Genomic DNA, 12,124 nt, shown 5'->3' with positions numbered 1-12,124 from the left:
ACGATGCAACCTTCTGACAAGGCACTCGTGCCTTTTGTGTCCGTTGACAACATGATGCGGCTGGTTCACCACATCGGTGTGGAACAGATGATCGTTCAGATTGCCGATCAGATCGAATCCGATTTCAAACGGTGGGAGAGCTTTGACAAGACACCCCGTATCCCGGCGCATTCTCCCCACGGCGTGATTGAACTGATGCCCACCTCGGATGGTGAGGCATATGGGTTCAAATACGTGAACGGCCATCCCAAAAACACCTCAGAGGGGCTGCAAACAGTGACCGCATTCGGTTTGCTGGCGGATGTATACACTGGGTACCCCACCCTGCTGACCGAAATGACGATGCTGACGGCGTTGCGCACGGCGGCAACGTCTGCTCTGGTCGGGCGCTATCTTGCCCCAAAGAATGCCACCACCATGGCCATGATCGGCAATGGGGCGCAGTCCGAGTTTCAATGCCTCGCTTTCAAGGCAATGTGCGGGATCGACACTGTCCGGCTTTACGATACCGATCCCGGTGCAACAGCGAAATGCACCGCAAACCTGCAAGGCAAAGGCCTGACGGTCATCCCATGCAAGACGCCGGAAGACGCTATTGAAGGCGCTCAGATCATCACCACCTGCACGGCCGACAAGAAATATGCCACCATACTCACCGACAACATGGTCGGCCCCGGCGTCCACATCAACGCCATCGGTGGCGATTGTCCCGGCAAGACTGAATTGCATCGCGATATCCTGCTGCGCTCAGACATCTTTGTCGAATACCCCGAGCAAACCCGGATCGAGGGCGAGATTCAGGCACTGGATGCCGATCATCCCGTGACCGAGATGTGGCAGGTTATGACCGGTGCCGCCAAAGGGCGCACCGACGACCGCCAAATCACCCTGTTCGACAGCGTTGGCTTCGCGATCGAAGATTTCTCAGCCCTGCGCTATGTCAAGCAGGCGATCGAAGGCACTGCGTTCTTTGAGCCTCTGGACATGTTGGCCGACCCGGACGATCCGCGCGACCTGTTCGGAATGCTGATGCGGGCCGGTTAGGCGCGCCTAAGGGGGCTCTGCCCCCGCCGCCCGTGCCGGGCGCCTCCCCCGGGATATTTGTTGGCCAGATGAAGCAGGGGATCCCTTCTTCATCTGGCTTTAAATATCCCGGAGCGCGAGGCAGAGCCTCGCATCCTACCTACCCCGCAAGCGATGGCAGGTAGAGTACAATACCAGGGAAAGCCACGAGCATTGCTATGGTCAGCGCGTCGGCCACAAAAAAGGGTGTCACACCCCTGAAAACATCCTGAACACTCAAATCCGGTCGCACCCCGGCGACGACAAAGCAGTTGAGTCCGATGGGCGGTGTGATCAGACAGAATTCGGCCATCTTGACTACCAGAATTCCGAACCAGATCGCGCACATAGGGCCGGACATGCCAAACGCACTGTCTGCGGCACTGACAGATTCACCACCGTTCAGCGCCATGACCGCCGGATAAACAACAGGTAAGGTCAAGAGCAGCATTCCAATCGCATCCATGAACATGCCCAACACGGCGTAGGCAAGAAGAATACAGATCAGGATCAACATGGGCGCCATCTCGAGCCCAGTTATCCAGTCAGAAAAGGCGCCGGGAAGGTCTGCGAACCCTAGAAACCGCACATAGATCAGAACGCCCCAGATGATCGAAAAGATCATCGCAGTAAGCTTGGCCGTCTCTAGCAACGCGGATTTGAACTCGCTCCAACGCATGCCGTGAAACAGCGCGAAGCAGAAGACAATGAAGGCGCCGATTGCGCCGCCTTCCGTCGGTGTGCCCCACGCTTTTTCACCAAACGGGTTATAGACAAAGCAGATGATAATCAGGATGACGGCGACAATAGGAATGGCTCCGGGAAGGGCCGAAAAGCGCTGTTTCCATGTAAAGCCTGTGACCGGAGGACCGACGGATTTAAATATCACAGCGATCCCGACAATCAGCACGGCATAGATGATCGCTGAAAACGCGCCCGGAATGAACCCCGCCAACAGCAGCTTCCCAACATCCTGCTCGACGATGATCGCGTAGATCACCAGAATAGCCGATGGTGGAATCAGTGATGCCAGCGTTCCTCCGGCGGCCACCACACCAGCAGCAAAGCGTTTGTTGTAGCCTACCTTCAGCATTTCCGGGATCGCGATGCGGGCGAAGACGGCAGAGGTGGCAACCGAGGCACCCGACACCGCGGCGAAACCAGCGGTGGCGAATACGGTTGAAACCGCCAACCCTCCGGGAACCCATGCGACCCAGCGTTTTGCAGCCTCGAACAATGCCCGCGTGAGACCTGCGTAGTAAGCCAGATACCCGATCAGGATAAAGGTCGGGATCAGGCTGAGAGTATGAGAGGCAACTTTGGAATGCGGCACTTGCCCGGCGGTTTTGACCGCAACAGTCAGCGCTTTTCCAAACCGCGCCGGATCATACCCAAACTTGGCCCAAAAAATCCAAATCAGCCCAATTAACCCGGCCAAACCCGCAGCAAAAGCCACGCGCATGCCGACCACGACAAAGACCAGAAGCCCGCCCGTGACCCAGAGGCCAATTTCAATCGTGTCCATAAATCAGTCCTGCCCTTCGAACTGTTCGGCCTCAGCCGCTGCTTGTGCTGCCGCGTCCTGAATCAACGGAACAGCGACCGGAGCGTCCAGTCCCAGCAAAAAAGCCCGGCCATATCCCCAGATCTGCAAGGCAAGCCGCAGGCACAGAACAGAAAACGCGATAGGGGCCAGTAGTTTGGCGGGCCACAGCGGAATTCCGATATCAATGGAACTATCCCGACTCCACAATGGTGCGCCGAAATCAAAGGAGCGGTCGAAGTGAGACCAGCTGCCCCAAACCAACGCAAGCATCAGAAGTAGGATCAAAACCACCGAGATCAGTTCAAACAACCACAGCCCTCTGCCGTGAAGGCGCGACAGAACGATGTCCATTCGAATGTGGCCACCGTCGCGTTGAACATAAGAAATACCAAGAAATGCGATCAATGGCATCGCCTGTTCGATCCAGTCAACATATCCCGGCAATGGGGCATTCAGGGCATTGCGCCCACTGACCGAGATAACGGCCAGGACCATCAAGCCAAATACTGCCAAACCGCTGATGAGCGCCAGAAAACGCTCCAGTTTCAACAACTGCTGATCCAGCTGGCTCAGACGGCTTCCGTCCACCAGCACTGTGGCCTTTCCTGCCATTCCAGTGTTCCCCAATATTCGTGTACCGGGTGCCTGGCAGGCACCCGGATTCAGGATCAGTTGCCGCCGCGCTGTTGCGTCAGCGTCATCTGCACGAGATCATAAAGATCCTGCGCTGGCAGCCCCTGTGCTGTCATGTCCGCGATCCACTTTTCACGGATTGGATCGGCTGCCTTGGTGCGGAACTCCGCGATCACGGCATCGTCGATCATGACTTTCTGCACACCCTTTTCTTGGAGAACGCCGTCCCATTGCTCGAGCAATCCGCCGTAATTCGCGAGGTAGTGCGCAATGGCCTCATCAATCGAGCTGTCCAGTGCCTCGCGATGCGCGGCCGGCAGAGCCTCGTAAGCGTCAATGTTGACCACGACCGGGCAGTTTACCGTTCCCGGGTTCAGGTTAGCCGTCCACCAGTCGGCTTCGTTGATCGTCCCGAAAGACAGATGTGCGTGCTGGGCAAAGGCCACGGTATCGACCACACCGGATTCCATTGCATTGAACGCTTCGGTTGCGGGAACTGATGTCGGAACACCTCCGACCGCCTCGAAGGCTTGCCCCAAACCACCAGTGGCCCGGACCCGCATTCCGTCAAAATCAGCCAGTTCATCGCGCGGCTCGCCGGTGCCGACCAGATTATACTGTGGCATAGGTGAGGTCATGATGATGCGGGCGTTCCATTGGGCCATCTCATCCTTGACTGCGGGATGGTCATATACCGCATGGCTTACCGCCACCTCCTCCTGCAAGTTGTTCACGCCGAGAAAAGGCAACTCCAGAACGGTAATCGCGCGGTTTTTGTCGCGGTGGTAACCCGCACAGAACTGAGCCATCTCGAATGCGCCGATTTCAATACCGTCCAGATTTTCACGCGGCTTGGACAAACCGCCATAGCTGACATTGATGGTGAATTCGCCACCGGTTTTTTCACTGACAAGCTCGGCCAGTTTTTCAACATGTTCGGTGAAGGCTCGACGCTTGCCCCAGACCGATGCGTTCCATTCAGTAGCAAAAGCTTCGCCGACAAAGGCAAAGCTCAGGGCGGCGACGGCGGCGCCGCTCAACATGTTTTTCATCATTTGATCTCCCATTGATGCGCCTCCTCCCGAGGCGCTTGAGGATCAAGCTAGCGCCAACATTCTAATGTGCCAACCCTGCGCTGGTATTCCGCTGGTCTCAGAAGGAGTTCCCGCTTGGATTGCGCACGAAGAAAAACCAGATGTTCACGGACCGACACCCGCTTATGCCAAGCATCGCAGGCAGGAAATGTGTTACACATATCCGTTTATTTTAAATATGTTTTTACGGAATTTTCGAACTTTCTTTACTACGTGCGACCATAGTTAGAAATTTCTTTACAAATAAATTCAGGGATTCCGGCAATTTATTTATTTATTTTCAGAACTCGGTAATATTCGACCTCGGGGAGGAACGGGATCGACATTGCCGGACCAAGTGGCAAAAAATATCCCAACGAAATCCAGTCCAGAGGGAGGAGCCTCAAAAATGACCACCGCTGCCCAGGCAGATGCCAAGACCTATCCGCCATCCGCAGAAACCGTCGCACGTGCGCATGTTGATGCCGAAAAATATTCCGACATGTACGCCGCTTCGATCAGCGACCCCGACGCATTCTGGGGCGAGCAAGGCAAGCGCGTTGACTGGATCAAACCCTTCACCCAGGTCAAAGACGTTAACTACGATTTCGGTTCGGTTAAGATAAACTGGTATGCCGATGGCACCTTGAATGTTTCGGCCAACTGCCTGGATCGCCACCTGAAAACCCGCGGTGATCAAACGGCAATCATCTGGGAGCCGGACGATCCAAATGATCCGGCTCAGCACATCTCTTACGCAGAGTTGCACCGCCGCACTTGCCGCATGGCAAATGTCCTTGAATCTTTGGGGGTGCGCAAAGGCGACCGCGTCGTCATTTATCTGCCGATGATCCCCGAGGCTGCATATGCCATGCTGGCCTGTGCGCGGATCGGCGCAATTCACTCTATCGTTTTTGCAGGCTTCTCGCCGGACGCGTTGGCGGCCCGGATCAATGGCTGTGACGCCAAGGTCGTCATAACTGCGGACGAGGCTCCGCGCGGTGGTCGTAAAACGCCCCTGAAATCCAATGCCGACGCGGCGCTGCTGCACTGCAAGGATACCGTCAAGTGCCTTGTCGTAAAACGCACCGGTGGTCAGACCACCTGGATCGACGGTCGTGACTTTGATTACAACGAAATGGCCCTTGAGGCGGACGACTACTGCGCACCAGCCGAAATGAGCGCCGAAGATCCGCTGTTCATCCTATACACCTCTGGCTCGACCGGTCAGCCAAAAGGCGTTGTTCACACAACCGGCGGCTATCTGGTTTACGCCGCAATGACGCACGAGATCACCTTCGATTATCACGAAGGCGACGTGTATTGGTGTACTGCGGATGTGGGCTGGGTGACCGGCCACAGCTACATCGTCTATGGCCCGCTGGCCAACGGTGCGACGACGCTGATGTTTGAAGGTGTACCAACCTTCCCGGACGCCTCGCGTTTCTGGCAGGTCTGCGAAAAGCACAAGGTGAACCAGTTCTACACCGCGCCTACAGCGATCCGCGCCCTGATGGGTCAGGGCAAAGAGTTTGTCGAGAAATGCGACCTCAGCGATCTGCGCACTCTGGGCACAGTGGGTGAGCCGATCAACCCCGAAGCCTGGAACTGGTACAACGATGTCGTCGGCAAGGGCAAATGTCCCATCGTGGATACATGGTGGCAAACGGAAACCGGCGGTCACCTGATGACCCCCCTGCCCGGTGCCCATGCAATGAAACCCGGATCGGCAATGAAGCCGTTCTTTGGCATCGAACCGGTGGTGTTGGACCCGCAGTCCGGCGTCGAGATCGAAGGCAATGGTGTCGAGGGTGTGCTCTGCATCAAAGACAGCTGGCCGGGCCAGATGCGCACCGTCTGGGGCGATCATGAGCGGTTCGAAAAGACCTATTTCTCGGATTACAAAGGCTACTACTTCACTGGTGATGGCTGCCGTCGCGATGAAGATGGCGACTACTGGATCACCGGGCGCGTGGACGATGTGATCAACGTGTCGGGCCACCGTATGGGAACGGCCGAGGTGGAAAGCGCACTGGTTGCGCACGCCGCCGTGGCAGAAGCTGCTGTTGTCGGATATCCTCATGAAATCAAGGGGCAAGGCATTTATTGCTATGTCACTTTGATGAACGACCGTGAACCAAGCGAAGAGCTCCGCAAGGAGTTGCGCACCTGGGTCCGGACCGAGATCGGACCGATCGCCAGCCCCGATGTGATCCAGTGGGCCCCGGGCCTGCCCAAAACACGTTCGGGCAAGATCATGCGTCGCATCCTGCGCAAGATCGCCGAAAACGACTTCGGTTCGCTGGGTGACACTTCGACGCTGGCCGACCCGTCGGTGGTCGAAGACCTGATCGAAAACCGCGCGAACAAGTGAGGATGTGATGGAAGCTGCCACAATCACCACACCCGCAGTTCTTATCCTTCTCGGCCCTCCGGGCGCCGGGAAGGGCACGCAGGCCCGGATGCTGGAAGAAAAATTCGGACTTGTTCAACTCAGCACGGGTGACCTGCTGCGCGAAGCCGTTGCCGCAGGTACCGAAGCAGGCAAAGCCGCCAAAGCCGTGATGGAAGCCGGTGATCTGGTCAGTGACGAGATCGTCATTGCGATCCTGCGCGATCGTATGGCGCAACCAGATTGCGCCAAGGGTGTCATTCTGGATGGGTTCCCCCGCACAACGGTTCAGGCCGAGGCGCTGGATGGTCTGCTGGCGTCCAATGACCAAAAGATCAACGCAGCAATCAGCCTGGAAGTGGAAGATGCAGAAATGGTGATCCGCATCTCGGGCCGCTATACCTGCGCGGGCTGCGGTGAAGGGTACCACGACCAGTTTAAGAAGCCTGCCGAAGACGGTAAGTGCGACAAGTGCGGCAGCACCGAATTCAAGCGCCGCGCGGATGACAACGCTGAAACCGTGGCTTCGCGCCTGGCGGCTTATCACGCACAGACCGCGCCGTTGATCACCTACTACGACAGTCACGGTGTTCTGAAACGCATCAATGCTATGGGCAGGATCGAAGATATCGCAGGCGATCTCGAAGGGATCGTCAGCGACGTGATGAGTTAAGGGGAGGAGAAAAGCCACAAGGCTTTGATCCTAAGAAGAATACTTCAAAAGACCGCCTTGGCGGACTGGTGGAGTTTTGCCTGTCACCACACGGTGTTGGGCATTGTCGAGAAGCGGACCGACGCACTGGAGGAGTTGGGCACCGGGCCGCCAAACGAGGAAGCGAAGGAGGAACCCGCAATGGCGGATCAATTTACAAACTCCGCGCAGGCAGCCGAAGCCGACAAGGGCTATTGGCAGGCCAACCTGCGCCTCATCTACATCAGCCTCGTGATCTGGGCGCTGGTGTCATTTGGATTCGGCATCCTGCTGCGTCCGCTGCTGTCGGGCATCGCCGTCGGCGGTACTGATCTGGGCTTTTGGTTCGCTCAGCAAGGATCGATCCTGGTCTTTCTGGTGCTGATCTTCAACTACGCCTGGCGCATGAACAAGCTGGACGCCGAACACGGCGTGGATGAAGAGTAAGGGAGAGCGGGGATAATGGATCAGTTTACCATCAACCTGCTGTTTGTCGGCGCATCCTTTGCGCTGTACATCGGCATCGCGATCTGGGCCCGCGCGGGTTCCACATCAGAGTTCTACGCCGCCGGTCGCGGCGTACACCCGGTCACCAACGGTATGGCGACAGCGGCAGACTGGATGTCTGCGGCCTCGTTCATCTCGATGGCGGGCCTGATTGCCTTTACCGGCTATGACAACTCGACCTTCTTGATGGGGTGGACGGGTGGCTACGTGCTGTTGGCCCTGCTGCTTGCGCCTTACCTGCGGAAGTTCGGCAAGTTTACCGTATCGGAGTTCATCGGCGACCGCTTCTACAGCCAGACAGCGCGCATCGTTGCGGTGATCTGTCTGATTGTTGCATCGGTGACCTACGTTATCGGTCAGATGACCGGTGTTGGGGTTGCCTTTGGCCGCTTCTTGGAAGTGTCGAACACCACCGGGCTGTTGATCGGTGCAGGCGTTGTGTTTGCCTACGCGGTGTTCGGAGGGATGAAGGGCGTGACCTATACACAGGTCGCTCAGTACTGCGTGCTGATCACCGCCTACACCATCCCTGCCATCTTTATCTCGCTACAGCTGACCGGCACTCCGATTCCGGCGCTGGGTCTGTTTGGCGACACTGCAAGCGGTGTACCGCTGCTGACCAAGCTGGACAGCATCGTGACAGAGCTGGGTTTCAACGAATACACGGCCCATCATTCGAACACGCTGAACATGGTGCTCTTCACCCTGTCGCTGATGATCGGTACTGCCGGTCTGCCGCACGTTATCATGCGCTTCTTCACCGTTCCCAAAGTGTCTGACGCACGTTGGTCGGCTGGCTGGGCGTTGGTCTTCATCGCGCTGCTGTATCTGACCGCTCCGGCTGTTGGCGCAATGGCCCGTCTGAACATCACCGACATGATGTGGCCCAATGGTGGCATCGAAGGTGGTGCCGTTACAGTCGAACAGATCGACAATGATGCACGCTACGACTGGATGGCCACATGGCAGAAAACCGGTCTGCTGGATTGGGAAGACAAGAACGGCGACGGCAAGATTCAGTACTACAATGACAAGTCTGAATCGATGCAGGCGATTGCGGAACAAAAAGGCTGGGTCGGAAATGAGCTGACCAAGTTCAACCGCGACATCCTGGTTCTGGCCAACCCCGAGATTGCCAACCTGCCCGGTTGGGTGATCGGTCTGGTCGCTGCCGGTGGTCTTGCGGCTGCTCTGTCGACTGCTGCGGGCCTGCTGCTGGCGATTTCGTCGGCCGTGTCTCACGACCTGATCAAGGGCGCAATCAACCCGCAGATCTCGGAAAAAGGCGAGCTTCTGTCGGCACGGATTGCGATGGCTGTGGCGATTGCTGTAGCGACCTGGCTGGGTTTGAATCCTCCGGGCTTTGCAGCACAGACTGTTGCTCTGGCCTTTGGTCTGGCGGCAGCCTCGATCTTCCCGGCACTGATGATGGGGATATTCTCGACCCGCATCAACAACACCGGTGCTGTTGCAGGTATGATGGCAGGTCTGGTTGTTACCCTGGTCTACATCTTCCTGCACAAGGGATGGCTGTTCATTCCGGGCACCAACTCGTTCACCGATGCCGATCCGTTGCTGGGTCCGATCCAGTCGACCTCGTTCGGCGCTGTCGGTGCCATGGTCAACTTCGCTGTCGCCTATGTTGTGGCTGGCATGACCAAGGAAACTCCGCAGGAGATCAAGGAACTGGTCGAAAGCGTTCGCATTCCCCGTGGTGCGGGTGCAGCTCAGAACAAGTGAGCATGATGCGGTCGTTGGCTCTTGCCTTCGACCGCGTCTTTCGATCCACTACTCCCGCCCGGCATACCACTGGGCGGGATTTTTTCACCAGAACATCGGAGACATCAGATGCCCCTGTCCCACGATGAAATCGCCCGGTTTCTGAAATCCGTTCATCCCTATGACGCGTTACCGGCTGATGCACTGGATCAGATCGTAAAACAGATCGAGGTCTGGGAAGTCGAGGAAGACACCTCGGTCTATGAACTGGGCCATGCGCTTCCCGGTGTATTCGTGATCTATGAAGGACAGGTTGAAATCACCGATGAAAATGGTGCCGTTGTCTCTCAACTGGGCTTGCGCAATTCTTTTGGAGAGCGTGGGCTGCTGAAAGACGGCAAGGCAGCCACCAAGGCGCGTGCGCATACTCCGTCGGTTCTGATAGTATTGCCACCGGATCTGGTGCGCGAGTTGATCGATGGTCACGATGTGGTCGCCAAATTCTTCGACCGGACACGCGGCGACCGCAGCAGCCCGCAAAGCCTTGCGACCAGCTCCATTGATATTCTTATGGCACCTAACCCGGCCACCTGCCCCGCGGATACGCCTGTTCAGAAAGCGGCCCAGATCATGCGCGACAAGCGCATCTCGTCGCTGTGCATCACGGACGGCGACACGTTGCAGGGCATCGCAACGCTGCGGGATATCTCGGGCAAATACGTTGCGGACGGACTACCTCCGTCCACACCAATTTCCGAGATCATGACCGCGAACCCCGTCACCCTGTCACCCGGCGACATCGGTTCCGACGTTCTGCACATCATGATGGAACGCGGCATCGGCCACGTCCCGATTTCCGAGGGCGGTCGGCTGGTCGGTATCGTCACACAAACCGATCTGACATATTATCAGGCCGTGAACTCGGCCGAACTGGTGCGACGCATCGCACAGGCACATACCGCCGAAGATATGGCGCGGGTAACGGCGGAAATCCCACAGCTGCTGGTGCAACTGGTTGCAGGCGGGAACCGTCACGAAATCGTCACGCGCCTGATCACCGACATTGCCGACACGGTTACCCGGCGCCTTCTGGCCCTTGCTGAACAGAAACTGGGCCCGCCCCCGGTGCCGTATCTATGGCTGGCCTGCGGCTCGCAAGGGCGGCAAGAGCAGACAGGCGTGTCGGATCAGGACAACTGCATGATGCTGGACGACAGCGTGACCGATGCGGATATGGAATACTTTACAAAGCTGGCCAGGTTCGTGTCGGACGGGCTGGATACCTGTGGCTATTTCTATTGTCCCGGCGACATGATGGCGACCAATCCGCGCTGGTGTCAGCCGGTGCGTGTCTGGCGCGACTATTTCAAGGGATGGATCGCCAAACCGAACCCCGAAGCGCAAATGCTGGCATCAGTCATGTTTGACTTGCGCCCGATTGGCGGCGCGTTCGACCTGTTCGCCGACCTGCAGGCCGACACATTGGCCGCAGCTCGGGCCAATTCGATCTTCGTCGCACATATTATCTCGAACTCGTTGAAACACACGCCACCGCTAGGGCTGCTGCGTGGGTTTGCGACCATCCGGTCGGGCGAACATCGCAATACGCTGGATCTGAAACACAATGGTGTTGTTCCGGTCGTGGATCTGGCGCGGATCTACGCCTTGCAAGGCGAACTGCCCGAGGCCAATACCCGCGCCCGCCTTAAAGCGGCTGAGGCCAATGGCGTTCTCAGCGCGTCAGGCGCACACGACTTACTGGACGCCTATGATCTGATCGCCGAAACCCGGCTTGAGCATCAAGTCCAACTGGTCAAATCGGGCAAGAAACCAGACAATTATTTGCCACCTTCCGATCTTTCGGACTTTGAGCGAAGTCATCTTCGTGATGCCTTCGTTGTGGTAAAAACGATGCAATCGGCGGTCGGCCACGGCAAGGGACTACTGGGCTGACATGCATCTGAAGAACGGAGTGACACGATGTTTCTGGAATTGATCGGCACTGTTTTTGCGGGCTTCGCTTTTGCGGGTATCGTTCTTGTGCTGAACAAGTTGACCGGAGGGCAGTTGCCGAAATGGGTTACTCCGGTCGCGGCGGGTTTGGGGATGATCGCTGTGACCATCTCCAGCGAGTATACCTGGTATGAGCGTACGCGCGAACAGCTTCCCAAGGAGATGGCAATCGTGCAAGAGGTTGAAAGCCGTGCCCTCTACCGCCCGTGGACCTACGCCAAGCCCTTCGTCGACCGTTTTGCCGCCATCGATACCGTGTCGGTGCGAACAAACGAAAACGTGCCAGATCAACGGCTTGTCGATCTTTACTTCTTCGGCCGCTGGGCCCCGGTTTCAAAACTGCCCGTGGCCGTAAACTGTACCGAGAATCGGCGCGCCAACCTTGCGGACGGTGCTGAGTTTTCCGATGACGGACGTCTTCTGAATGCAGACTGGATATCTGCCGGGCCTGCCGACCCCATCATCGACGCCACCTGCGGGGTTTGACC

At 57.3% G+C, this 12,124-nt stretch carries 10 protein-coding genes; 7 read left to right on the top strand and 3 right to left on the bottom strand.

The genetic code is table 11. The features are described from left to right. Nucleotides 1–3 precede the first annotated feature (3 nt). Entirely contained in the window at nt 4–1,044 is a 1,041-nt protein-coding gene (locus I9182_RS01275; protein WP_209595981.1) for an ornithine cyclodeaminase, read from the top strand. A gap of 139 nt (nt 1,045–1,183) precedes the next feature. On the opposite strand, the gene I9182_RS01270 is transcribed toward I9182_RS01275, so the two are convergent. From I9182_RS01270 to I9182_RS01260, 3 genes are read right to left on the bottom strand one after another with little or no spacing between them, the layout of a single operon-like run. After that, nucleotides 1,184–2,587 carry a TRAP transporter large permease gene (locus I9182_RS01270; protein WP_209595979.1) on the bottom strand — a complete coding sequence of 468 codons (1,404 nt, stop codon included), beginning with the start codon at nt 2,585–2,587 and terminating at the stop codon, nt 1,184–1,186. 3 nt (nt 2,588–2,590) lie between these two features. Continuing rightward, on the bottom strand, nt 2,591–3,220 hold the full coding sequence (locus I9182_RS01265) for a TRAP transporter small permease (RefSeq protein ID WP_209595978.1): 630 nt from the start codon (nt 3,218–3,220) through the stop codon (nt 2,591–2,593). Nucleotides 3,221–3,276: 56 nt separating this feature from the next. Continuing rightward, nucleotides 3,277–4,293, bottom strand: a complete 1,017-nt coding sequence (locus I9182_RS01260) for a C4-dicarboxylate TRAP transporter substrate-binding protein (protein ID WP_209596704.1) — start codon at nt 4,291–4,293, stop codon at nt 3,277–3,279. A 430-nt stretch (nt 4,294–4,723) separates the two neighbouring features. On the opposite strand from I9182_RS01260, the gene acs reads away from it, so the two are divergent. From acs to I9182_RS01230, 6 genes are all read left to right on the top strand, one after another. After that, a complete protein-coding gene (gene acs, locus I9182_RS01255; protein ID WP_209504160.1) occupies nt 4,724–6,688 on the top strand; it encodes an acetate--CoA ligase in 1,965 nt (654 codons plus the stop codon). Nucleotides 6,689–6,695: 7 nt separating this feature from the next. Continuing rightward, nucleotides 6,696–7,379, top strand: coding sequence for an adenylate kinase (locus I9182_RS01250; protein ID WP_209595976.1), 684 nt, complete (start codon nt 6,696–6,698; stop codon nt 7,377–7,379). Nucleotides 7,380–7,559: 180 nt separating this feature from the next. Continuing rightward, nucleotides 7,560–7,844 carry a DUF4212 domain-containing protein gene (locus I9182_RS01245; protein WP_209596702.1) on the top strand — a complete coding sequence of 95 codons (285 nt, stop codon included), beginning with the start codon at nt 7,560–7,562 and terminating at the stop codon, nt 7,842–7,844. A gap of 15 nt (nt 7,845–7,859) precedes the next feature. After that, entirely contained in the window at nt 7,860–9,644 is a 1,785-nt protein-coding gene (locus I9182_RS01240) for a sodium:solute symporter family protein (protein WP_209595974.1), read from the top strand. Between the two features lie 108 nt (nt 9,645–9,752). After that, on the top strand, nt 9,753–11,576 hold the full coding sequence (locus I9182_RS01235; protein WP_209595972.1) for a DUF294 nucleotidyltransferase-like domain-containing protein: 1,824 nt from the start codon (nt 9,753–9,755) through the stop codon (nt 11,574–11,576). Between the two features lie 27 nt (nt 11,577–11,603). Continuing rightward, nucleotides 11,604–12,122, top strand: coding sequence for a hypothetical protein (locus tag I9182_RS01230; protein WP_209595970.1), 519 nt, complete (start codon nt 11,604–11,606; stop codon nt 12,120–12,122). The last annotated feature ends 2 nt before the right edge of the window (nt 12,123–12,124 follow it).

It is taken from the genome of Ruegeria sp. HKCCSP351 (assembly GCF_017872535.1).
In the GTDB taxonomy this organism is placed as follows: Bacteria; Pseudomonadota; Alphaproteobacteria; order Rhodobacterales; family Rhodobacteraceae; genus Ruegeria.
Note: the sequence above shows the minus strand (reverse complement) of the source record. Positions and strands in the feature narration are given on the sequence as shown.